This is a genomic window from Microbacterium sp. NPDC055665 (assembly GCF_053618035.1).
On record NZ_JBSHGY010000006.1, the window covers coordinates 116393 to 139367 of the forward strand.

Sequence of the window (22975 nt, forward strand, 5' to 3'; positions counted from 1 at the left end):
GAGGGCGTTACCCCTTCACCGCTCCCCCGAGGCCGGCCGAACGCAGGAACACCGACTGGAAGAGCAGGAACATCGCGATGGGGATCAGTGTGGCGATCGCGAGGGCCGCGAGGAACACATCGAGCTCGGTCTGCGACTGCACGGCGGGCAGCCGCACCGACAGCGGTTGCACCGACGGATCCGGCAGCACGAGCATGGGCCAGAGGTAGTCCTTCCAGGCGGCGATGATCGCGAACACCGACACCACGCCGAGGATCGGCTTCGACATCGGCAGCACGATCGACCAGAAGAGCCGGAAGGGCCCGGCGCCATCGGTGCGCGCGGCCTCGAACACCTCGCGGGGAAGCGAATCGAAGAAGCGCTTGACCAGCAGGATGTTGAAGGCGTTCGCCCCCATCGGCAGCCACACCGCGAGGTAGTTGTTGAGCAGGCTCACGTCTCCGAGCAGCGGCGGGTGCACGATCGTCAGATACAGCGGCACCAGCAGCACGATCCCCGGGATGAACAGGGTCGCCAGCACCAGGGCGTTCAGGATCGGCGCGTACTTCGGCTGCAGCACCGAGAGCGCGTAGCCCGCCGTCGTCGCGATGAACAGCTGCACGAACCAGGCGCCGAGCGCGATGATCACCGTGTTGAAGAAGTACTGGTCGATGTGGATGTCGTTCCACGCGGTCGACAGGTTCTCCCAGTCCACGCCGTTCGGCCACAGCGCGAACGGCTGCTGCAGAGTGTCCTGCGTCGGCGTGATCGCCGACTTCGCCAGCCACAGGATCGGGCCGAGACCGGCGACGACCAGACCGACCGCGAGGAACACGTGCGTGAGGGACATCCCGACGCGGATGCCGGGGCGACGGCGCTCCGAGTCGGAGATGACCGTGCGATCACCGACGGTGTCGGCGGCCTTCTCCGCCGCCTTCTCTGCGGCACGGGTCGAGAGGCGGGTGGTGAGGCTCACGTCGTGCTCCAACGGTCGGTCAGTTTGAAGTACAGCCAGGAGAGCAGGGCGAGCACGACCGCGAGCAGCACCGAGACGGCCGTCGCCTCGCCGTAGTCGCCACCCAGGCTGTTGCGGAAGGCCTTGTCGTAGATGTACAGCAGCACGGTCTTGGTCGCTCCGGCGGGCCCGCCCCCGGTGAACAGGAACGGTTCGAGGAAGACCTGCGCGGTGGCGATCACCTGCAGGATCAGCATGATGAAGAGGATGCCGCGCAGCTGCGGCAGCGTGACGTGCCAGACCTTCTTCCAGATGCCGGCACCGTCGACCTCGGCCGCGTCATAGAGCTCAGGCGGCACACCCAGGAGAGCGGCGAGGTAGATGATGATCGACCCGCCGGCTCCGGCCCATGTGGCTTCGAGCACGAGCGACGGCATGGCCTGCACCGCGTCCTGGATCCACGGCTGCGGCGGGATGCCGACGAAACCGAGCACAGTGTTGAACACGCCGGACGGGTCGGCGCTGTAGAAGAACTTCCACAGCAGCACCGCCACCACGGGCGGGATCACGACCGGGAGGTAGGCGAGGGCCGAGTAGATGCCCTTGCCGCGGCGCACCTCGCTCATCAGCACTGCCATCAGCAGCGGCAGCGGGAACCCGAAGAGCAGCGCGAGCACGGCGAACCACAGCGTGTTGATCACGGCGCGGCCGAGCTCGGGGTCGCCGATCACGGCGAGGTAGTTGTCGAACCCGACCCATTCGGAGACGATCAGGTTCGTCTTCTGCAGGCTCATGATCACGGACTGCACGATCGGCGACCAGGAGAAGAACACGAACACGAACAGCATGGGGAGCACGAACAGGAGGTTCGCGAGCCCGCCGCCGCGGAACCACGTGAGCGGTGAGCGGCGGCGAGAGGTGCGCACAGCGGGCGGCGGAGAGTCCTCCACCGCCGCCCGCTGCTCGGGGAGCGTCATCGTCATGAAGCGTTACTCGTCGAGCTTCGCCTGCGCGTCGGTCTGCACCTGGGCGAGCAGCGCGTCGATGTCTGCGTTCTGATCGGTGAGAACCTTCTGCACGACGGTGTCGAGGAGCGCGTAGACCTCCTGGGTCTTCACCTTCGGCTCACCGACCGGCGTCTGGTCCCAGATGCGGTCGCTGAACGGCGCCATCTGGTCGACGGGCACGTTGATGTAGTCGGCGATCCACTCCTGCGACTCGTCGTACAGCTCGCGGCTGAGCACCGGAAGCAGCGGGGTGCCGACGGCCTGACCGGACTCGTTCAGGGTCTTCGCGTCGAGCACCGCCGCGTCCTCGTCCATGAGCTTCTGCATGTAGTACCAGTCGATCCAGGTGACGCCGGCGGCCTTCGTCGCCTCGTCGACGGTGGGGCTGATCACGGCGATGTCACCGCCGCCGAGCGTGCCGGGGTCGTCGCCCTCCATCGGGACGACCGTCATCCCGTAGATCGCCGAGTCCATGCCGAAGTCGCGCACGAGCGCGGTGTAGATGTCGGAACCGGAGGTGTACATGCCGATGTTGCCGGCCGCGAACTCCTGGTTGATGGTTCCCCAGTCCAGGTCGACCTTGGAGCCGAAGGCGTTGTCCTCCCACTTGACGTCGTGCAGGAACTGCAGCGCGGCCTTGGTGGCGTCGTTGTCGATCGTGGACTCGGCGGTGCCGTCGCCGTTGTCGGTCTGCGTCCGACCGCCGCGCGCCACCGTCTGGGACGTCAGCTGCCACCCGCCGGTGTTGTTGATCGCCATCTGCGCGTAGCCGGCCTTGCCCGTGGCATCCGTGATGGCCTTGGCCGCTTCGCGGATCTCGTCCCACGTCTCCGGCGGGTTGTCCGGGTCGAGCCCTGCCTGCGTGAACAGGTCGCGGTTGTAGTGCAGCGCGGCAGCGTACGCCTGGCGCGGGAAGCCGTAGATCTTGCCGTCGTCGCCCGTGACGCCGTCGAGGATGATCGGGTTGAACTTGTCGGTGTAGCCGAGTTCGTCGACCGCATCGGTCACGTCCATCAGCTGGCCGTTCTCGAGCAGGGTCTTGGAGTCGGTGAACGGCACGGTGAAGACGTCTGGCAGGCTTCCGCCGGCGAGCTGCACGGCGAAGGTCGGCCCCTCCCACTCGTACTCGACGCCCACGATGTCGATGTCGGGGTGTTCCTTCTCGAACTGCTTCTCCTGTTCGGCGAATGCCTCATACGCGGCCGCGTCCGCTCCCGGGGGGAACGTCGCGACCCGCAGCTCGGTCTTGCCGTCGGCACTGTCGTCGCCTCCGCTCGACGTGCAGCCGGCAAGAGCGCCGACCGCCGTGAGCACGGCGACGCCGGCGACGAGGGCCTTCATCGGTGACTTCATTGTCTGTGTCCTTCCATGTGGTGCTGATCAGTGGTGCAGGGCTAGTCGGTCGCTCTCGGCGAGCGCCCTGGGGCGATGCGGAGCGCGAGCCAGGCAGTGGAGTCCGGGGGCAGCACGCCGTCGAGCGGAGCGCTGGAGAGGAGCACCTCGTGGTGGGCAGGAAGCGGCACGGGCACGGCGCCCAGGTTGGTGATGCTGACGGTTCCGTCGCCACGGCGGAACGCGAGGACGTCCGCTCCGAGTTCCAACCACTCCAGGTCGCTGCCGGCGAAGTCGGCGGTCCGCTTGCGCAGCGCGATCGCCGCGCGGTAGAGGTTCAAGGTCGAGGAGGGGTCGGCGTCCTGCGCCTCGACGGTGAGCGTCGCCCAGTCGTCCGGCTGCGGGAGCCACGGGGTGCCGCCGAAACCGTACGGGGTCGCCGCTCCCGCCCAGGGCAGGGGAACCCGGCATCCGTCGCGCCCCGGATCGACGCCCCCGGAGCGGAAATGCATGGGATCCTCGATCGCGTCGAGCGGCAGCTCGACCTCGGGGAGTCCGAGCTCGTCGCCCTGGTAGATGTAGAGACTGCCGGGGAGGGCGGCGACGAGCAACGACGCCGCCCGGGCACGACGCGCGCCTCGAACGGCATCCGTCGCGGTGCCGAACCGCTTGCGCTCGAACGCGAACGACGAATCGGCCTGCCCGTAGCGGGTGACCGGCCGGGTGACATCGTGATTCGACAGCACCCAGGTCGCCGGAGCGCCGACGGGGGCGTGCTCGGACAGAGTGCGCGTGATGGAGTCACGCATCGCCTGGGCGCTCCACGGCTGCGTCATGAATCCGAAGTTGAAGGCGGTGTGCATCTCGCCAGGGCGCAGGTAGCGGGCGAAGCGCTCCGCGTCGTCGATCCAGACTTCGCCGACCAGCACGCGCTCGCCGTCGTACTCGTCGGCGACGGCACGCCATTCGCGGTAGATGTCGTGCAGCTCGTCGCGGTCGATGTGCGGATGCCCTGACGTCGGCGCCGTTCCTGCGGGGAGGTCGGGCAGCGCCGGGTCCTTGACCGGGAGGGCGGCCGAGTCGATGCGCACGCCGGCCACTCCGCGGTCGAACCAGAAGCGCAAGACGTCCTCGTGCTCGCGGCGCACGTCCGGGTGGTTCCAGTTGAGATCGGGCTGCTGGGGTGTGAACAGGTGCAGGTACCACTCCCCCGGCGCGCCGTCCGCGTTCCGCGTGCGCGTCCATGTCTCGCCCTGGAAGCTCGACACCCAGTTCGTCGGCATCTCCTCGCCGTCCGCGCCCCGCCCGGGGTGGAACCAGAAGCGCTCGCGCTCCGGGCTCCCCGGCTCCGCCGCCAGTGCCTGCCGGAACCACTCGTGCCGGTCGGAGATGTGGTTCGGCACGATGTCGACGATCGTGCGGATGCCGTACTCGAGTGCCTCGGCGATCAGCTGCTCCGCTTCCTCCAGCGAACCGAAGCGCGGGTCGATCCGCCGGTAGTCCTGCACGTCGTACCCGCCATCGGCGAGAGGGCTCTCATACCAGGGCGTGAACCAGAGGGCGTCGACACCGAGGCTCTTCAAGTAGGGCAGCCGAGAGCGCACGCCGGCGAGATCGCCGATCCCGTCGCCGTTGCCGTCCGAGAAGCTGCGCACGTACACCTGGTAGATCACCGCCGTGCGCCACCATCCCTCGCCCGCGGGCATGGTCAGCGTGCGTGCGGGTGCAGCCGTGCGCAGAACGTCGGTGTCCACGGATCTCCTCGTCGTCGGTGGCGATGAGTCGAATGTAGCTTTTCCAAGTGATTGACGCAAGAACTAAACAGATTGTTGGAATTTTGCAATGTCTTGCAGGCGCACAGAAGCCCTCGCCCATCGGGATCCGGTCAGGCCAGCGGACCCGTCGAGGAGCGCAGCACCAGCTCGGGCTCGAACAGCAGCTCGTCGCTCGGCTGGGAGGTGCCGGCGATCTGCGCGAGCAGCAGAGCGATGATCGCGCGCCCCATCGACTCGATCGGCTGCCGCACCGTGGTCAGCGGCGGTTCGGTGCAGCTCATCAGCGCCGAGTCGTCGAACCCGACGATGCTCACATCCCCCGGCACCGACAGCCCCGCGCGACGTGCGGCCCGCACGGCGCCGAGTGCCATCGGATCACTCGCACACACGATGGCCGTGGCCCCGGCGGCGAAGAGTCGCGCCGCACCGGCCTGCCCCGACTCGAGCGAGTACATGCCCCGCACGACGAGGTCGTCCGACAGCGGCGCTCCGAGCTTCTCGAGCAGTCGGCGGGCAGCGTCGAGCTTGCGCTGCGAAGGCACGTGGTCCGCCGGCCCCAGCAGCAGGCCGATGCGGCGGTGCCCCAGCTGGTGCATGTGCAGGACCGCCTGCTCGGCCGCGGCCGCATCGTCGGTCGAGACGGTCGCGAACTGCAGCTCGGGGACGCGGGCGTTGACGAGCACGGTCGGCAGGTTCACCTGGCGCAGCCGCTCGTAGTGCTCGTGCGCGGCGTCCGCCTGCGTGTAGTTTCCGCCGAGGAAGATCACGCCAGACACCTGCTGCGCGAGGAGCAGGTCGACGTAGTCCGACTCGGTCACCCCGCCGGCGTTCTGCGTGCACAGCAGCGGGGTGTATCCGTTCTGAGTGAGCGCGCCGCCGACGATCTCGGCGAACGCGGGGAAGATCGGGTTCTGCAGCTCGGGCAGCACCAGGCCGACCAGGCGGGCGCGTTCGCCGCGCAGCTTCGTCGGGCGCTCATAGCCGAGCACATCGAGCGCGGTCAGCACCGCCTGGCGGGTGGCATCGGAGACGCCGGGCTTGTCGTTCAGCACCCGGCTGACCGTGGCCTCGCTCACACCGACCTTGCGCGCCACCTCGGCGAGTCGCTTCGACATGGGGTCAGTGTACGCAAGTTCTTGCAAGACTGCGCAAGCGGGTTGCGCCGTTGCGGTCTGGTCTCAGCGGACGTTGCCGTTGGAGCAGGTCTCCTGAGCAGCCGAGTTGCCCTTGATCGAGTCGGGCAGCGCCACGACGTTCTCCGGGGTGGCGGAGGGATCGGGCGTCGCCTCTTCGGTCGGCGCGGTCGGCTCCGTCGGCTCCTGCACGACGACACCGTCGTTGCTGTTGTTCTCGTGCGTGATCTGCAGCTGCGCGTTCGCCTCGATCGCGTCCCAGAGCGCCGCGGCCGCCTCCTCGTTGGGGACGACCTTGTTCGGGTCGGCGTAATCGGCACCCGTCGGGTACTGCACGAAGACGATGTCCTCGAACGGGACGGACTTCACGGCGAGCGCGATCTGGACGAGCGTCATCGGGTTGTTCGCCAGCGACGTGCTGGCCTCGAGGTTGCTCAGCGCGGTGTTCGCCAGCTTGAGCATGACCGGCACGTTGCCCAGCACCTCGCCGCTGATCATCTTGCGCGCGAGGCTCGACATGTACTGCTGCTGGTTGCCGATACGGCCGAGGTCACTGCCGTCGCCGACACCGTGACGGGTGCGAAGGAACTGCAACGCCTGAAGACCCTCGACCGTGTGCGTTCCCGCGGCCATGTCCAGGCCGGTGTAGCGGTCCTTGATCGGGTTCGCCAGGCACACGTCGACACCGCCGATGGCGTTGGTGATCTCGATCACGCCGCCGAAGGTCACGGATGCCGCGAACTGGACCTCCTGGCCGGTGAGCTCGGAGATCGTCTTGACGACGCAGTTCAGGCCGCCGTCCGTGTACGCCGTGTTGAGTGGCTGCTTGCTCATCGCCGAGTGGACGTTGCCCTCGTCGTCGGTGCACTCCGGGATCGGGAGCATCAGGTCGCGCGGGAAGCTGACGACGGTGATCCGGCGGGGCTCCTGAGAGACGTGCACCAGCAGGTTGACGTCGTTGAGCGTGCCCTCGGCGTCGCCCCCGGTGCACCGGTCACCGAAGAGGTCCTTGTACTTCTCCTCGCAGGTGTCCACTCCCGTGAGGACGAGGTTGAAGCCGCTCTCGTATTCGCCGATGTCCGGCGGGACGACCTCCTGGCCCTCCAGATCGACGGCGTTCGCCGCGACGGTGCTCGAGAAGTCGTACGCGATGTAGACGCCGACGCCGAATCCGCTGACGAGCACCACGGCCAGGCCGATCGCGATGAACTTCAGCAGCTGGCTGAGCGAGCTGGGCGTCTCCAGTTGACCGTGCCGTGCGATGGTGCGGCGGCGTCGCGTGTTGTCGCTCACTCGTACCCTTTCGGATTCAGCACCGGTGCGGGGTCACCGTGCTCGCTGTGCGGAGGGTGTGGGATTCGAACCCACGAGACATCTCTGCCCACTGGTTTTCAAGACCAGCTCCATCGGCCGCTCGGACAACCCTCCTCGACAGACGCATCTGTCGACAAGGCGTGAGTCTAGCCGAGTTCTATTCTCCCGCGCTGACCTGGGCGGGTGCTGGAAGCGTGTCGAGCGCCTGCGCCAGCCCGCCGTCCTCGACGTCGGCGGTGACCTCGCTCGCGGCGTCCTTCACCTCGTCGGGAGCCTGCCCCATCGCCACGGCGCGCCCCTCGAGTGCGCGCGCCCAGCCGAACATGCCGATGTCGTTGCGCCCGTCGCCGGCGACCAGGATGCGCCCGCCGTCGAGCCCGAGCTCGGTGCGCACCTGCTCCAACGCGGTGCCCTTGTCGACGCCCTGCGGGGCGATGTCCAACCACGCGGTCCAGCCGATCGCGTAGGAGACCTCGTTGAGGCCGGCGTCCGCCACGAGGCGGTGGAAGTCGTCTTCGTCATGGCCGGGCGAGACGACCACGATGCGGGAGACCGGCAGCGCGCCGAGTTCTTCGAAGTCGACCTGCCGGCCGCCGTCGAGCGTCCAGTCGTCGAGCTGCTCGGTGAACAGCCGCTGCCCCGAGGCGAGTTCGACCATGTACCGGGCGTCCGGAAGACGGTCGCGCAGCAGTCCGAGCACGGGAGTCGGGTCGAAGGTCTCGACGTTCCAGCGCTCCCAGTCGTCGCCGTGACGGCGCATCGTCACGGCGCCGTTGGAGCACACGACGTAGTCGGCGGTGAGGCCGAGCTCCTCGACGTAGCGTCGCGTGGCCATCCAGCTGCGCCCGGTCGCGATCGTCACCACGTGTCCGGCATCGCGCGCGCGCGCGACCGCCTCGGGCACACCCGGACTCATCGTCTCGTCCTGCAGCAGGATGGTGCCGTCGACGTCGAGCCCGACCAGCCAGGGGCCCGTCACCGAGCTGCCCGCCCGTCGCCGAGGGGCTGGATCACTTCGAGCCCGCCGAGGTACGGGCGCAGCACCTCGGGCACGCGCACCGATCCGTCGGCCTGCTGGTGGGTCTCGAGCAGGGCGACGATCCAGCGCGTCGTGGCCAGCGTTCCGTTCAGAGTGGCGACGTGCTGTGTCTTCGCGGCGCCCTGAGCGGCAGCATCCGCCGCATCGACCGCGGGACGATGCCGCACGTCGAGGCGGCGCGCCTGGAAGGTCGTGCAGTTCGACGTGGAGGTGAGCTCACGGAACGCCCCCTGCGTCGGCACCCACGCCTCGATGTCGTACTTGCGTGCCGCGCTCGAGCCGAGATCACCCGCGGCGACGTCGATCACGCGGTAGGCGAGCCCGAGGGAGGTGAGCATCTCCTCCTGCAGCGCGACGAGTCGCAGGTGCTCTGCCTCGGCCTCTTCTGCGGTCGTATAGACGAACATCTCGAGCTTGTTGAACTGGTGCACCCGGATGATGCCGCGGGTGTCCTTCCCGTGCGAACCCGCTTCGCGGCGGTAGCAGGTCGACCAGCCCGCGTAGCGGAGGGCGCCGTCGGCCAGGTCGACAATCTCGTCCTTGTGGTAGCCGGCGAGCGCGACCTCGCTGGTTCCGACGAGGTACAGGTCGTCATCCTTGTCGAGGTGGTAGACCTCGTCGGCGTGCTCGCCGAGGAACCCGGTGCCCTGCATGATCTCGGGGCGCACGAGGGTCGGCGTGATCAGCGGCACGAACCCGTTCTGCAGCGCCTTGTCGAGCGCGAGGTTCATGAGGGCGATCTCGAGGCGTGCGCCGATGCCGCGCAGGAAGTAGAAGCGCGCGCCCGAGACCTTCGCACCGCGCTCCATGTCGATCGCTCCGAGGAGCTCACCGAGCTCGAGGTGGTCACGCGGCTCGAAGTCGAATGCGGGAACCTCGCCCACCCGACGCAGCTCGACGAAGTCGGCCTCGCCGCCGGCGGGGACGCCGTCGATGACGACGTTCTCGATGCGGGCGAGAGCTGCGGATGCCGCCTCCGCCGCCTCGTTCGACGCGTGCTGCGCCTGCTTCACGCGCTCGGCGAGGTCCTTCGCCTGCGCGACGAGGGCGGCCTTCTCCTCCTTGGGAGCCTTCGCGACCTGCTTGCCGAACGCGTTCTGCTCGGCACGCAGCTCCTCGAACGCGGAGAGTGCGGCCCGGCGCGATCGATCGGCCTCGAGTGCGACGTCGACGGTGCTCTGGTCGTTTCCACGGGCAGCCTGTGAACGGCGGACGATCTCCGGGTTTTCGCGGAGGAGTGCGAGGTCGATCATCTCCCAAGTCTACGGTGCGGTGCCGCCGCGCCGAGCGGCCCCTCCGCCTCACCCCATCAGGGTGCGCGACCCGGCCGCGTCGCGGTTTAGAGTAGCGCCATGACCACCAGCGCCCCCGTTCTCCGACAGGCGGCGCTCATCTACAACCCGATCAAGGTCGACGGCAAGCATCTGCGCGAGACCGTTCGCGATCTGTCGCGCGAGGCCGGATGGGACCACCCGGCCTTCTATCCGACGACGATCGAGGACGCCGGGCAGGGCGCGACCGCGCAGGCACTCGCGCGCAACGTCGATGTCGTGCTGGTCGCCGGCGGCGACGGGACCGTGCGCGCGGTCTCGGAGGCGATCGCCAACTCCGGAGTGGCATTGGCGATCCTGCCGAGCGGCACCGGGAACCTGCTCGCGCGCAATCTGGGCCTGCCACTCGCCGACCCGGCGGAGATGATCCGAGCGGCGCTCGGAGACTTCCGGCATCCGATCGACATCGGTCGCGCGCGGCTGACCCGTGAGAACGGCGACGAGGAGGAGCACGCGTTCGTGGTGCTTGCCGGCATGGGGCTGGACGCCGACATGATCGCGAACACGCGCTCCGACCTGAAGAAGTCGGTGGGGTGGATCGCCTACGTCGACGGTGCAGCCCGCTCCCTCCCCCGCGCGAAGCCGTTCCGCGCCGTGTACCAGATCGATGAAGGGCGACTGCATTCGCACCGCGCCTACAGTCTGCTCTTCGCGAACTGCGGCACGCTTCCCGCCGGCATCGCCCTCATCCCGGACGCGTCGATCACGGATGCCGCTCTCGACGTCGCCGTCATCCAGCCCACCGGAGTGCTCGGCTGGTTTGCCGTGTGGCGCAAGATCTGGTGGGACAACTCCGTGCTGCGGCGCTTCCGCGCAGGTCGCCGTGTGCTCGAACGTCGTGGCAAGAACGCGTCGGTGCACTACTTCCATGGAGCCGCGGCCGAGGCCGCCGCTCCCGCACCGATCCCGATCGAGCTCGACGGCGACGAGTTCGGCGCCGCCGTGCGCATCACGTGCTGGGCCGACCCCGGCGCACTCCTGCTCGCGCTGCCGCCCGGCCACCCGGTGCACATGCTGTGAGGCGGGTGGCGCCCGTCAGCGCTTGCGTCGCTTGATCACCATCATCACGCTGATCACGGCCAAGAAGATGAGCGTGGCCCAGAAGATCACCACGGTTACCCGCAGGGGTCAGCGAACCTCGACCGTGCCGTCGAGTCCACCGCCGACCAGCGTCAGCGTGAAGGTGCCGTCGTCGTCGACCGTGTCCTCCCCGAACGCGAGCAGGGTCGCGCGGGGTGCCATGTCCATCGTGCAGACCTGATTCTCGTCGGTAACGAAGTACGCGGTTCCGGTGTTTCCCGCGCCCTCGAGAGACTCGATCTGCGGCAGGCAGGTCGAAGATCCCCAGGTGAGCAGCACGAGGCCGTCGTCGTCGAGCCAGGCGGCGGAGGGCTGGAACTCGGTCGTGGTTCCCGGGGTGCCGGTGGCGGCCGGGTCACCGTCGAGGTCGACGTCGTCGGTGAGGTCGCCGTATGTCACGTTCAGGGTGATGTCCGACTTCGGGTCGACGCCCTCCGGCAGCGCGCCGAGGCTCGCCCGCGGAGCGAGATCCTTCGTGCACGGCTTCGGCGATTCGCCCTCGGGGTCGACGAGCGTCACGGTGACGGTCTGCCCCTCGGCCGTGATCTGATCGACCTGCGGCACGCACGTCGACGAGCCCACGGTGATGACGGCGAACATGCGGCCGTCGTCGAGCAGCGCGCCCTCGAAGTCGTTCTGGTCGTCGACGTCTCCCGCACCGGGAGCCGGCGAACTCGACGGGGCGTCGGAACCGGGGCCTGCAGTGCATCCCGCGACGAGGAACGCTGCGGCGATGAGGCCGACGGCGGAGGCGAGGGGACGAAGCGCAGAGGTCATGCTCACAGGGTAGCCCGCGGGCAGATCGCCCCGGTAGCCCGGACGCGCCGTGCCGACTACTGCAAGGCGGAGGTCAGGCGGGCGAGGTTATCGAGCACGGTCGAGCGCAGCGGCTGCTGCATCCACTCCTCGAGCGTCAGTTCGCGGCTGAGCGAGCGATACTTGTCCTCGACCTCGCGCATCTCCTTCACGAACTCCTCGCCGCGCACCAGCATCGAGACCTCGAGGTTCAGACCGAAGGAGCGCATGTCCATGTTGCTGGAGCCGATGACCGCGACTTCGTCGTCGATCGTGAGGGTCTTGGTGTGCAGGATGTACGGTTTGCGGTACATCCAGATGCGGACGCCGGCTTTCAGCAGCACCTCGTAGTAGCTGCGCTGGGCGTGGTACACCATCGCCTGGTCGCCCTCTTCCGAGACGAAGAGCTCGACGTGGACGCCGCGATCGACGGCCGCGGTCACGGCGAGCAGCAGCGCCTCGTCGGGGACGAAGTAGGGGCTGACGATCATGATCTTCTTCTTCGCCGCATACAGCAGCCCGAGGAAGAGGCGCAGGTTGTTCTCGACCTCGAACCCCGGGCCCGACGGCACGACCTGGCAGTCGAGGTCGCCGGAGCCGATGTTCGCGTGGGCGATGTCGATCCCCTCGAGCACCGTGTCGGTCTCGCTGTACCAGTCGGCGACGAAGATCGCATTCACGCTCAGCACCACAGGGCCGTCGAGGCGGACCATGAGGTCGACCCAGTGCAGCCCGCGCTTGATGTTCTTCGGCAGGTTGTACGTCGAGTCGGTGATGTTCTGCGATCCGAGGAAGGCGATGTTGCCGTCGACGACGAGCAGCTTGCGGTGATTGCGCAGATCGGGACGCTGCATCTTGCCCTTGAGCGGCTGCACGGGCAGCATCAGATGCCAGTCCGCGCCCATCGCGTTGAGTCGGGCGATGGTCTGCTTGTAGCGCGGTTTGCCTCGGTTCGCCCAGTGATCCAGAAGCACCCGCACCTCGACTCCTCGAGCCGAGACCTCTTCGAGGGCGCGGAAGAAGTTGTCCGTCGACGTGTCGGACTGGAGGATGTAGAACTCGACGTGCACGTAGTCCTGGGCGGTGCGGATGGCTTCGGCCATCTCGTCGAGGGACTCCTGGTAGTCGGATATCAGGTGCGCGCCGTTGTCACCCGAGAGTGGAAGCGCCCCGAGCCTCTGATTCATCTGGACGATCGGACCGAACCAGGCGGGAGCGTTCGGGCGCAGCGTCCCGAAGTGCAGGTGCTCGCTCGTCTCGGCGATGTACTCGTTGATCTGGTCCTGTTTGCGTCGACGCGCGCGCGGCAGTCGCGGGTTTCCGATCAACAGGAAAAGGAAGACTCCGACGAACGGGATGAAGAACACGGCGAGGAGCCAGGCCATCGCGGCGGTCGGGCGACGATTGCGCGGGATGACGATGATCGCCGTGACGCGGATGACGATGTCGAGCACCAACAGGAAGGCGGCGAACCACCAGCCCCAGGTCTCTGCCGTCATCGTGCACCCTCCCCACCGCGGTGACGATCACCTCGGGAGCGCGCCCATGCCGGCGCGCTGGCTTCACAGTAGCGGATGGGTGGGACTCAGACGCGCGGCGGAAGACCCCGGGCCGCGCGCTCCTCCGCCTCGATCTGGGCGTGGACCTTGCGCTCCGTGCGGTCGAAGCGGAGGATCCCGCGGAGCACGAAGACGAACACGACGCTCACCCCGATGGTCGGCAGAAGCGACCAGGCCGCGGCGAGCCAGAAGTTGTCCATCACCCCATGGTACGCGAGCCACCCCTCGTGCACATCGCCGCGCGTTCAGGTTCTGCATCCACAACGCCGCTTTTCCGACCCCGCGGGCTCGTGGCTCCGAGACACTCTCGGGATGACAACACTGCTTCGCGCCACCGATTCCGCCGCATTCCTCGGCATCGTCCCCGCTCTCGCGGGTTTCACTCCTCGTCGGAGCATCGTGCTGCTGCCTTTCCACGGCACGCGCACCGACGGGGCCATGCGACTCGATCTGCCCCCTGACGGTGCCGATATCGAGGCATATGCCGACGCTGCGGTCAGCCTCCTCGCTCGCGTCCGGGGAACGGATGCCGTCGCCGTGGTCGTATACACCGACGAGGAGCCAGAGGCCACCCGCGACGGTCTCGTCCTCCCACATGCCGTGGCCGTCGACGAACTGCTCGGCTGCGCGGAAGACGCCGGGCTCCGCATCGTCGACGCGCTCTGCGTGACACCGTCGGGGTGGTCGAGCTACGTGGAGCGTGACCCGGACCTCCACCCGCTCGCAGAGATCTGCTGCCCATCCGAGGGTCCGGATGCACCCGGCATCTCGGAGGATCAGGCTGCGGGGGCCCGCCTTCCGGATGTGGATCTCGCCGAGAAGGAAAGGGTGGGAAGAGCGGCACTCGAGCTCGCGGCGCTGCTCGACGAAGACGGAGAGGCAAAGGGGCGGGTGACCGGGCGGGAGAATCCGCAGCTGATCGCCGCGCTCGTGCTGCTCGAAGACGTGCCCGCGTTCTTCGAATCGGTGCTCTCGGCACCCGATGCCCTCCCGCCGTATGCGACTGCGACGCTGCTGTGGTGCATGGAGCGACCGTTGCTCCGAGATGTCGCGATCGCGCAGTGGGCGAGTGACCTCGCGGGAGGCGTCCGCGCGCTCGACGCGCAGACCGCGTTCGCGAAATCGGGCGAGATGGTCCCGGATGAGCTCGGGCGACTGTTCCTTGGCCAGGGCCCGGCTCCGGACTTCGATCGGCTCCGCCTCGCGCTCGCCGTCGTCCGCGAGGCGGCCGCACGGGCACCGCGCGCTGCCCGACCGGCACCACTGACCGCGGCGGCGTGGCTGTCGTGGGCTCTCGGCCGAGCCAGCCACGCCGCTCGCTATCTGGAGCTCGTGCGCGAGATCGACCCTCGATACTCGCTCGCCGCCCTGCTGGAGACCATGATCGCCGGCGCGATGCTTCCGGAGTGGGCGTTCCGCAGAAGCTCGGCGGCATGACCGTCGAGCATCGAGACCTACTTGACCAGCGGGAAGAGGATGGTCTCGCGGATGCCGAGGCCGGTGATCGCCATCAGCAGACGATCGATCCCCATACCCATCCCACCGGACGGTGGCATACCGTGCTCGAGCGCCCGCAGGAACTCGTCGTCGACCGGCATCGCCTCCACGTCGCCGCGCGCGGCGAGCTTCGCCTGCGCCTCGAACCGCTCGCGCTGGATCACGGGATCGACGAGCTCGGAGTACCCGGTCGCCAGCTCGAAGCCCCGGATGTACAGGTCCCACTTCTCCACGACGCCGGAGATCGAGCGGTGCTCGCGCACGAGGGGGGACGTGTCGACCGGGAAGTCCATCACGAAGGTCGGGCGAACAAGATCACCCTTCACGAAGTGCTCCCACAGCTCCTCGACGAGCTTGCCGTGGGTGGCCTGCGGTGGCAGGTCGACGTCGTTCGCCTCGGCGAACGCGATGAGGTCCTCGACCGAATCCTGCGGCGTGATCGTGCGACCGACTGCCGCAGAGAGCGATTCGTACATCGAGATGCGGTCCCACTCACCGCCGAGGTCGTACTCGGTGCCGTCGGCCCAGGTCACCGTCGTCGAACCGGCGACGGCGATCGCCGCCTTCTGCACGAGTTCCTGCGTGAGCGCGGCCATCTGGTTGTAGTCGCCGTACGCCTGGTAGGCCTCGAGCATCGCGAACTCGGGGCTGTGCGTGGAGTCGGCTCCCTCGTTGCGGAAGTTCCGGTTGATCTCGTACACGCGCTCGATGCCGCCGACGACCGCGCGCTTCAGGTAGAGCTCGGGCGCGATGCGCAGGTAGAGCTCGGTGTCGAACGCATTCGAGTGGGTGACGAAGGGGCGAGCGGAGGCGCCGCCGTGCTGCACCTGCAGCATCGGGGTCTCGACCTCGAGGTAGTCGTGGCTCGTGAACGTCGCACGCAGGCTGGCGTTCACCGCGGCACGGGCACGCACGGTGGTTCGCGCCTGCTCACGGACGATGAGGTCGAGGTAGCGGCTGCGCACGCGCCCTTCCTCACTGAGCTCGGAGTACGCGTTGGGAAGCGGGAGGATCGCCTTGGAGGCGATCGCCCAGCCGTCGGCCATGACCGACAGCTCCCCGCGGCGGCTGGAGATGACTTCACCGTGGACGAAGACGTGGTCGCCGAGGTCGACGTACTCCTTCCAGTCCGCGAGCGACTCCTCGCCGACGTTCGCGAGCGAGATCATCGCCTGGATGCGCGAGCCGTCGCCGGCCTGCAGAGTGGCGAAGCACAGCTTCCCCGTGTTGCGGCTGAACACGACACGACCCGCGATACCGACGACGACGCCCGTCTCGGCGCCGGCCTCGAGCTCGCCGTACTCCGCGCGCAGCGCCGGGATCGTGTGCGTGACCGGCACGCCGACCGGGAACGCTCCGCCGCCCGCATCCGTCCGCTTCTCGATCAGACGCTCGCGCTTTGCGAGGCGCACGGCCTTCTGCTCGTGGACGTCCTCTTCGGGAGAAGGGTCGGTCGAGGCCGATTCGGGCGCGGCAGACGCGTCAGTCATGTGGGGGCTCCTTGGAAGTCCTTCCCAGTTTACCGAGGCGGCGCGCGACCCCAGGGCACGCGCTGGGTAGCCTCGAAGAATGGCCCATCCACGGATCCTCCGCGCGTTCGCCGCCCTCTCGCTCGCGTTTGCCGCGGTCGCCACTCCCGCCACGGCCGCCGCCGACACCACGGCCGCCGCCGACGCCGGATCGGGACTCGGGCCGCACGTGCGCGCGGTGGCGGCGTCAGACGACGTGAACGACTTCTCCTACGCCTCGTGGGATGCCGTGTACGAAGTCGGGCTCGATGACGAGGGCCGCGCGCGGATGCACGTGACCGAGACCTTGGTCGCCCGCTTCCCGGAAGCAGACCAGAATCACGGCATCGTCCGCGGACTCACGACCGCTTACGAGGGGGCGAGCACCGAGACGCGAGTGCTTTCCGTGACCGATGAGGATGGCCAGGAGGTGCCCTATGAGACCGACGAGGAAGACGGGCTGCTGTACGTTCTCACCGGCGACGACGACAACTACGTGCACGGGCTCACCACGTACGTGATCGAGTACGAGATGCGCGATGTGGTCCTCGCGACGAAGCCGGCTGCGGGGTCCTCGACCCCGGCGGTGGACGAGTTCTACTGGAATGTGCTCCCCCTCGACAGCACGCAGCCGATCGAGCGGTTCCGCACCGACATCGCGTTCGATGAAGAGCTGGGCGCAGCGCTCACCGGATCGACGCGCTGCTACACCGGGCCATCGGGATCCCGGGCGGAGTGCGAGCTGCGGGGCCCCCAGACCGATGGCCGCGTGACGGTGTTCGGCGTCGAGTCGGGAGAGCGTCCGGCCGGCGACGGCGTCACTGTGGCGATCGGGTTCGAGTCGGGCACGGTCACCCAGCCCCTCGCGCGCACACCCGACCCGGTCGGCGACGTCGCCCCGTTCGTCGCAGCCGCGGGAGCCGCGGGGCTGTCGGTCGGCAGCTGGTTCGCGGTGTCGGCATTCACTCGGAGACGCCGGGTGGCCACCGGAATCGTCGTGGCTCAGTATGACGTGCCGGATTCCCTGCCCCCACTCATCGCGGCGACGGCCATCGCCGGGGCGAAGGACGTGATCCCCGCAGAGATCGTGCACCTCGCCGTGCGCGGAGCCCTGCGCATCGAAGAAGGCCTGGAGGCCGAAGAGCCGCGCTTGCGCCGCCTGCCGGAGGTGACGGGACCGGACGAGCTCGACGCGGAGGCGCTGGAAGCGCTGTTCCTCGACGCCGATGCCGAAGGCGTGGTCGACCTGCCGGCCGCCGATGAGGCATTCGCCGCTCGCATGACCGCCCTGCAGCAGAGCGGGACGACGGCTGCCGCATCCCGAGGCTTCACCGAGAGGGTGCGCAGTCGCGGCGCCGTGATCCTGCAGTGGTGCGCGATCGGTGTCGCCCTGATCGGACTGGGCCTCGGAATCTGGGCGGCCACCAGCGGCCGCCTCTCCGCGATCCCCGCGCTCGTCGTGATGTCGATCGTGGCCTTCCTCGTGTTCCTGTCGAGCGTGTACGCCTTCTCGAAGCACACCGTCCTCACGGCCGAGGGAGCGCGCGTCTCCGAGTACCTGCAGGGTGTGAAGGAGTTCATCCGCGTCGCAGACGCCGACCGTCTGCAGATGCTGCAGTCGTACAGCGGCGCCGAGCGCCGGCCGGAGGGCACGGCGGACGTCATCCACGTCTACGAACGGCTCCTCCCCTACGCGATCCTCTTCGGCTTGGAAGACGAGTGGGGCGACGTGCTCGAGCGTGCGTACGCGCAGGCTCAGCGAGGCGCTTCCTGGATCGGCGACCCGGCCTCGTTCGCTCTTCGCATGCAGCTGGCTTCGTTCATGGCCTCGTCGCAGTCCGCGGCGACGTACTCCGCACCGTCGACGGGCTCCTCGTCGAGCGCCGGAGGATCGTTCGGCGGCGGATTCTCCGGGGGTGGAGGAGGCGGAGGCTTCTCAGGCGGACGATGAGCCGCCGGCACTCTCAGAGCATGGGAGGGGAGTCGGATGCTTCGCGCAGCGCCCGCTCGACCGTCGACTGCACCAGCGCCGACAGGTAGCCGCCCGGGTTCTCCACGCCGAGCTCGCGCAACCGGGCAGTCGACTGACCGATGATCGACCGCGAGAACTCGGTGGCCGTCGCGATCGCGTCGGCATAGGCCGCTCGATCCGCCTCGGCGATCACGACCGGCTCGCACCCGATCTCCACGGCGAGCGCCTGGGCGATCGGCAGCACCGCGGCGGGAGCTGTGACCGCGGCGAAACCCGCCTGCAGCTGACGCAGGTCGATCGAGGTTCCGGTGAAGGTGATGGCGGGATGCACGGCGAGCGGGATCGCGCCTCGCTCTGCGGCCGGCCGCAGCACGTCGATCCCGTACACGGGATCGGTGTGCAGCACGAGCTGTCCGATCTGCCAGCCCCCGACCTCGGCGATGCCGGCGACCAGCGACGGCAGTTGCTCGGAAGGCACCGCGATGACCACGAGCTCGGCTCGACGCACGACCTCCAGCGCGTCGAGCACGGGCACATCCGGCAGCACGGCAGAGGCGCGCTCGTCATCGGAGCCGCTCGTGATCCCGATCACGGCGTGCCCCGCCCCGCCGAGCGCCGCACCGAGCACCGGACCGACACGTCCCGCGCCGATGATGCCGACGCCGAGGCGTCCGTCCCGCGCCACGGTCACTCCTCCGGCTGATCCGACGGTGCGGGCGGAGGCGTCCTCCGACGCCGGAGCTGCGGCTCTGCGGGAGGAGCTGGTGGTTGCGTCGCGGCCGGCGCGGGCGCAGGTGAAGACGGGGCAGCGGCAGGTGCCGGCGGTGCGGCAGCCGGTGCGGGAGGCGCGACCGGCGGTGCGGGAGGCGCGACCGGCGGTGCCGTGGGCGGTGCGGGAGGCGCAGCCGGCGGCGCCGCGGGTGCGGGCTGCGTGAAAGCCTGTGCCGGCGGGGCGAACGGAGCCGGTCGCGCACCGGGAGCCGGCGGTGCGAGGTTCGGCACGAACGGCGGCGGGGTGGTCACGGAGGGCGTGCCTGCGTACGCGGGCGGCCCCACGGGCTGGACGTCCGGCGCGGCGGCCGCCCGCTCACTCCACCTGTGGGTCGTGTCGCGCGACGCGGCCTCGGCGGCTGCGCGGCTGACGTCGTCGAGCAGCGCCAGTGCATCGGCGCGCTCAAGACCCGAGAGGTACCCCGTGATGGGGCCCGGAACAGTGTGCACCTGCGCGCCGGAGACCCGCTGCATCCGATCGATCGGCCCCTGGCTGAGCGAGACGCCCTGCAGGCGCGCGAGCGGGAACACGGCGAGCTTGCGCCAGACGATCCCCCGACGCAGCACGAGGCCGAACTCCTCCACCAGGTATCCGTGACGCTTCCATGAGAACGGACGCCGCCACCACGCACGCCGCGGCATCGAGCGATACGCGTCGCCTTCGACCGGTCCGACGACACCGTGCTCCCAGAGCGAGGGGATGCTCTCGACGGGCACATCGGGCAGCACCAGCGCGAGCACGCGCTCGACATCGGCGCGCTTGCCGACCGGCAGCACCACGTTGAACTGCTGCCCACTGCCGGAGGACTGCTGAGCCGCGCTCTTGCCGCTCATCCGGTTGATCTTGATCGTCCACCAGCCGAACGGGCGCCACAGCAGCGACTGCGTCACCTCGACGGCGAAGATGCGCCCCGGCGGGAGCGTCTCGGTCACGGTGGTGAGGAGTCCGTAGGTGATGCGCACACCATCGGGGGTGGGGGCGATCGAGTAGCGGAGCGACTTCGAGATCTGCGCCCAGGTGATGCCGACCACCGCGATCACGATCGGCACGCCCATGCCCAGACCCAGGCCGAGAAGCACGACTCCGCCGTCGGTATCGCCGTCGATCAGCAACCCGATCAGCGCACTGCCGAACGCGATCGCGAAGATCGCGCCGAAGAACACGAACCACAACAGGCCCGAGATCAACTGCGATCCCACGAGTCGACCGGTCGGGATCTTGACGACGCTCTCGGGGACGACGTCGGCGAGGTCGACGCCCGCGAGGAGGTCGTTGACACCGGCGTTCACGGATCCGACCAGCTGCGCGCGTGCGGATGCCGGCGCGGCCGTCGCAGGCGCACCCGCCGATCCGGGGTTCAGCGCGGCGTTGCGCGCCGCCCTGGCACCCGAGGCGAGGCGAAGGATGTCTGCACGCACGGACTCGGCGCGCGACGTCGCGAGGTACTCGAGTTCGACGTTCGCATCGTTTCCGGCTCCGACGACCTCCAGCTTCGCGAGTCCGATGATGCGCGCCGGGAACGGTCGGGTGAGGTTGACGCCCTGCACCCGATCGAGCGGAGCCCGGCGGTGCGAGCGGAAGATGATGCCCTTGCGAACCTCGACGTGGTCGCCCGTGATCCGGAACTGCTGGAATCGCCAGACGAACCAGAAGATCAGCACGAGCACGATCACCAGTCCCAGCACGCTCAGCAGCGCGACGAGGATCAGGTTGTTGGAGAGGACCCAGTCGACGGGGTCCCCTCCGGAGTAGTCGCCGTAGTTCACCTCATCCGGCGCGAAGAGGTCGACTGCCCACCCGATGAGGCGATCGCGCATGTTGGCGATCACGATGCCCGCGATGATGATCAACGCCAGTCCGCCCTTGAAGAGCGGGGTGAGGGGGTGCATGCGGTGCCACTCGCCGTTGGCGAGAGTCGTCGACGGGTCGCCGCCCGCCTGCGCGGGCGGAGACGGCGGGAGCTGCGGCTCGCTCACAGGCCGGTCCGGCGGGTCTCGGCGACGTGGATGAGGGTGTCGCGCAGTGCCTCCGCGGCCTCCTGCGTGAGACCGGGGATCTGCACACCGGTGGTCGCCGCGGCCGTCACCATCTTGAGCTGTGCGATGCCGAAGCCGCGGTCGAGCGGGCCCTGGGTGATGTCCACCAGCTGCATGCGGCCGTAGGGCACCGCGATCATGCGCTGCCACAGGATCCCCTTGCGGAACACGATGTCGTCGGCGCGCAGCATGTAGCCGATCGCCTTCGCCTGCCGGGGAAGGATGATGAGCGCGATCACCGTGATGAGGAGGATGATGCCGGCGGGGATCCACACCCACTGCTGGTCCAGCACCAGGCTGAGCACGAGCGCCGCGGCGGCGACGATCACGATGAAGATCACGTTCTGCACGATCTGCGAGACCACGTAGCGCGGCGAGATCTGGTGCCACGCGCCGTCGAGCTCGAGCCGGGCCTCGTTCCGAGCCGTCCGCAGCTCGGAGTACGTGCCCTGGTCGAGGGCGGCGAGGTCAGTGCCCTCCGCCGGGTTCAGGGGCGCGGTCTCTGGGTTCTGAGTCATCAGGATCCTTCGGCAGGGTGCAGAACTGTTCGGCGACGAGCGCGGCGATCGTGAGGACGATCGCGCTGCCGATGAGGGCCAGCATGGCCACAGTCGACCCTACCTGTGGATCGACGGGCCGTGAGAGGAGGAATGTCAGCAGTCCCGCCCCGAAACCCGCCATGATGGCGCCGAGCAGGCTGGACGCGCGGGCGAGCGTCGCCGCTCTCAGTGCGCGGAACGGGTCGATGCGCACGCCCGAGCGCACACTGCGCCGCACCGGCCAGGCGACGCCCAGTGAGGCGGCCGCGATCAGCACGAGCAGCACCGGGAGGAGCAGCGAAGGCGTGAACGTTATGCGCCCCGCCGCTGTGAGCAGATGATCGAGCAGGAAGCCGCCGCCGGCCGCGAGCAGGGCGAGGAGGAGCAGGAGCCCTGCAGAGGTGCGCCTCATCCTTCGCCCTGGCTGCGCAGCTCGGCCGCGAGGTCGGCCACCCGCCCTCGTCCGAGAAGCTCCGCATCCGGGTCGACGTCGAGCCACGGGTCGAGCACGAACAGCCGCTCGGCGGCGCGCGGGTGCGGCAGCCGCAGACGCGGTTCGTCCGAGACGACGTCTCCGTAAGCGATGAGGTCGAGGTCGAGCGTGCGATCGCCCCACCGCTCCCGGCGCTCCCGACCGTTCTCGTCTTCGATGGCATGCAGCATCCCGAGGAGGATCTCCGGGGCGAGACGCGTGGTGACCAGTGCGACCGCGTTCACGTACCCCGGTGCCTCCGGATCCGGTCCGTCGAGGCGGAGGGCGACGGTCTCGAACAGTTCGGACAGACGCACGTCGCTCACCAACGGCAGGCGTGCGATCCGCTGCGCCGCCGCGCGGATCGTCTCTTGCCGATCGCCGAGATTCGCGCCGAGGGCGACGACCGCCACGGTCTCCGGGCGGGCCGGGCGGGCACCGGGCACCTTCGGCGCCTTCGCGAGGTCGCGGCTCATATCGTGATGTCCTCGAGCGCCTGCGGCGGGCGGCTGCGATTCACGGTGACCGCCACATCGGCGAAGTTCAGCGGGATCGGCGCGTGCGGCTTGTGCACGGTCACCGTCACGTTCTGCACCCGCTCGTCCTCGAGAGCCACCGAGGCGATGCGCTCCGCGAGCGTCTCGATCAGGTTCACCGGCGCGCCCGCGACGACGGCCGCCACCTTCTCGGCGAGCTCGCCGTAGTGCACGGTGTCGGTCACGTCGTCGGAGGCCGCCGCCTGATCCAGCGACAGGCGCAGGCGAAGGTCGATCGTGAAGTCCTGGCCCTCTTCCCGCTCGTGCGTGTAGACGCCGTGGCGGCCGAAGACGGTCAGACCGGAGAGGACGATCTCATCGAGGAAATCCATGCCTCTAGCGTA

21 protein-coding genes and 1 tRNA gene are annotated in these 22975 nt (G+C 68.8%); 3 read left to right on the forward strand and 19 right to left on the reverse strand.

The features are described 5' to 3' along the window. Nucleotides 1-7: 7 nt before the first annotated feature. From ACWGO6_RS14675 to serS, 9 genes are all read right to left on the reverse strand, one after another. Nucleotides 8-955, reverse strand: a complete 948-nt coding sequence (locus ACWGO6_RS14675) for a carbohydrate ABC transporter permease (RefSeq protein WP_452327066.1) — start codon at nucleotides 953-955, stop codon at nucleotides 8-10. Further along, nucleotides 952-1917 carry a carbohydrate ABC transporter permease gene (locus tag ACWGO6_RS14680; protein WP_205820230.1) on the reverse strand — a complete coding sequence of 322 codons (966 nt, stop codon included), beginning with the start codon at nucleotides 1915-1917 and terminating at the stop codon, nucleotides 952-954. Before ACWGO6_RS14680 ends, ACWGO6_RS14675 begins: the two co-directional genes overlap by 4 nt. Before the next feature lie 6 nt (nucleotides 1918-1923). Beyond that, the gene (locus ACWGO6_RS14685; RefSeq protein ID WP_136040949.1) at nucleotides 1924-3294 is read right to left on the reverse strand and encodes an ABC transporter substrate-binding protein; all 1371 of its coding nucleotides are present in this window, start codon (nucleotides 3292-3294) and stop codon (nucleotides 1924-1926) included. Between the two features lie 41 nt (nucleotides 3295-3335). Beyond that, a complete protein-coding gene (locus ACWGO6_RS14690) occupies nucleotides 3336-4979 on the reverse strand; it encodes a glycoside hydrolase family 13 protein (RefSeq protein ID WP_452327087.1) in 1644 nt (547 codons plus the stop codon). Between the two features lie 179 nt (nucleotides 4980-5158). Continuing rightward, on the reverse strand, nucleotides 5159-6163 hold the full coding sequence (locus ACWGO6_RS14695; protein ID WP_136040947.1) for a LacI family DNA-binding transcriptional regulator: 1005 nt from the start codon (nucleotides 6161-6163) through the stop codon (nucleotides 5159-5161). Between the two features lie 63 nt (nucleotides 6164-6226). Beyond that, entirely contained in the window at nucleotides 6227-7474 is a 1248-nt protein-coding gene (locus ACWGO6_RS14700) for an LCP family protein (protein WP_136040946.1), read from the reverse strand. A 50-nt stretch (nucleotides 7475-7524) separates the two neighbouring features. Then, nucleotides 7525-7609, reverse strand: a tRNA-Ser gene (locus ACWGO6_RS14705). Nucleotides 7610-7652: 43 nt separating this feature from the next. Then, entirely contained in the window at nucleotides 7653-8474 is an 822-nt protein-coding gene (locus tag ACWGO6_RS14710; RefSeq protein WP_452327067.1) for an HAD family hydrolase, read from the reverse strand. After that, a complete protein-coding gene (gene serS, locus ACWGO6_RS14715; protein ID WP_452327068.1) occupies nucleotides 8471-9787 on the reverse strand; it encodes a serine--tRNA ligase in 1317 nt (438 codons plus the stop codon). Before serS ends, ACWGO6_RS14710 begins: the two co-directional genes overlap by 4 nt. 99 nt (nucleotides 9788-9886) lie before the next feature. Between serS and ACWGO6_RS14720 the strand changes: the two genes are divergently transcribed. Continuing rightward, nucleotides 9887-10885, forward strand: coding sequence for a diacylglycerol/lipid kinase family protein (locus tag ACWGO6_RS14720; protein ID WP_452327069.1), 999 nt, complete (start codon nucleotides 9887-9889; stop codon nucleotides 10883-10885). A gap of 108 nt (nucleotides 10886-10993) precedes the next feature. Here ACWGO6_RS14720 and ACWGO6_RS14725 read toward each other — a convergent pair whose 3' ends face one another. From ACWGO6_RS14725 to ACWGO6_RS14735, 3 genes are all read right to left on the reverse strand, one after another. Next, a complete protein-coding gene (locus ACWGO6_RS14725; RefSeq protein ID WP_452327070.1) occupies nucleotides 10994-11722 on the reverse strand; it encodes a hypothetical protein in 729 nt (242 codons plus the stop codon). A gap of 56 nt (nucleotides 11723-11778) precedes the next feature. Beyond that, on the reverse strand, nucleotides 11779-13239 hold the full coding sequence (cls, locus tag ACWGO6_RS14730; protein WP_136040941.1) for a cardiolipin synthase: 1461 nt from the start codon (nucleotides 13237-13239) through the stop codon (nucleotides 11779-11781). Nucleotides 13240-13325: 86 nt separating this feature from the next. Then, nucleotides 13326-13499 carry a hypothetical protein gene (locus tag ACWGO6_RS14735; RefSeq protein ID WP_167381640.1) on the reverse strand — a complete coding sequence of 58 codons (174 nt, stop codon included), beginning with the start codon at nucleotides 13497-13499 and terminating at the stop codon, nucleotides 13326-13328. Nucleotides 13500-13611: 112 nt separating this feature from the next. On the opposite strand from ACWGO6_RS14735, the gene ACWGO6_RS14740 reads away from it, so the two are divergent. Then, nucleotides 13612-14736, forward strand: coding sequence for a DUF4192 family protein (locus tag ACWGO6_RS14740; RefSeq protein WP_452327071.1), 1125 nt, complete (start codon nucleotides 13612-13614; stop codon nucleotides 14734-14736). A 17-nt stretch (nucleotides 14737-14753) separates the two neighbouring features. On the opposite strand, the gene lysS is transcribed toward ACWGO6_RS14740, so the two are convergent. Then, nucleotides 14754-16286 carry a lysine--tRNA ligase gene (gene lysS, locus ACWGO6_RS14745; protein ID WP_136040939.1) on the reverse strand — a complete coding sequence of 511 codons (1533 nt, stop codon included), beginning with the start codon at nucleotides 16284-16286 and terminating at the stop codon, nucleotides 14754-14756. A gap of 79 nt (nucleotides 16287-16365) precedes the next feature. On the opposite strand from lysS, the gene ACWGO6_RS14750 reads away from it, so the two are divergent. Next, complete coding sequence (locus tag ACWGO6_RS14750) at nucleotides 16366-18255, forward strand: DUF2207 domain-containing protein (protein ID WP_136040938.1); 1890 nt, start codon at nucleotides 16366-16368, stop codon at nucleotides 18253-18255. A gap of 13 nt (nucleotides 18256-18268) precedes the next feature. On the opposite strand, the gene ACWGO6_RS14755 is transcribed toward ACWGO6_RS14750, so the two are convergent. The 6 genes from ACWGO6_RS14755 to folB are packed head-to-tail and all read right to left on the reverse strand — an operon-like array spanning nucleotide 18269 to nucleotide 22963. Then, nucleotides 18269-18961 (reverse strand): DUF2520 domain-containing protein, encoded by a 693-nt coding sequence (locus ACWGO6_RS14755; RefSeq protein ID WP_452327072.1) that lies wholly within the window; start codon nucleotides 18959-18961, stop codon nucleotides 18269-18271. A gap of 2 nt (nucleotides 18962-18963) precedes the next feature. Then, on the reverse strand, nucleotides 18964-21024 hold the full coding sequence (locus tag ACWGO6_RS14760) for a PH domain-containing protein (RefSeq protein ID WP_452327073.1): 2061 nt from the start codon (nucleotides 21022-21024) through the stop codon (nucleotides 18964-18966). After that, nucleotides 21021-21602, reverse strand: coding sequence for a PH domain-containing protein (locus ACWGO6_RS14765; RefSeq protein WP_136040958.1), 582 nt, complete (start codon nucleotides 21600-21602; stop codon nucleotides 21021-21023). The genes ACWGO6_RS14760 and ACWGO6_RS14765 overlap by 4 nt, the downstream gene beginning before the upstream one ends. Next, entirely contained in the window at nucleotides 21553-22035 is a 483-nt protein-coding gene (locus tag ACWGO6_RS14770; RefSeq protein WP_452327074.1) for a DUF3180 domain-containing protein, read from the reverse strand. Before ACWGO6_RS14770 ends, ACWGO6_RS14765 begins: the two co-directional genes overlap by 50 nt. Continuing rightward, complete coding sequence (gene folK / locus ACWGO6_RS14775; protein ID WP_452327075.1) at nucleotides 22032-22571, reverse strand: 2-amino-4-hydroxy-6-hydroxymethyldihydropteridine diphosphokinase; 540 nt, start codon at nucleotides 22569-22571, stop codon at nucleotides 22032-22034. The genes ACWGO6_RS14770 and folK overlap by 4 nt, the downstream gene beginning before the upstream one ends. Next, a complete protein-coding gene (folB, locus tag ACWGO6_RS14780; RefSeq protein ID WP_136040961.1) occupies nucleotides 22568-22963 on the reverse strand; it encodes a dihydroneopterin aldolase in 396 nt (131 codons plus the stop codon). Before folB ends, folK begins: the two co-directional genes overlap by 4 nt. Nucleotides 22964-22975: the final 12 nt, after the last annotated feature.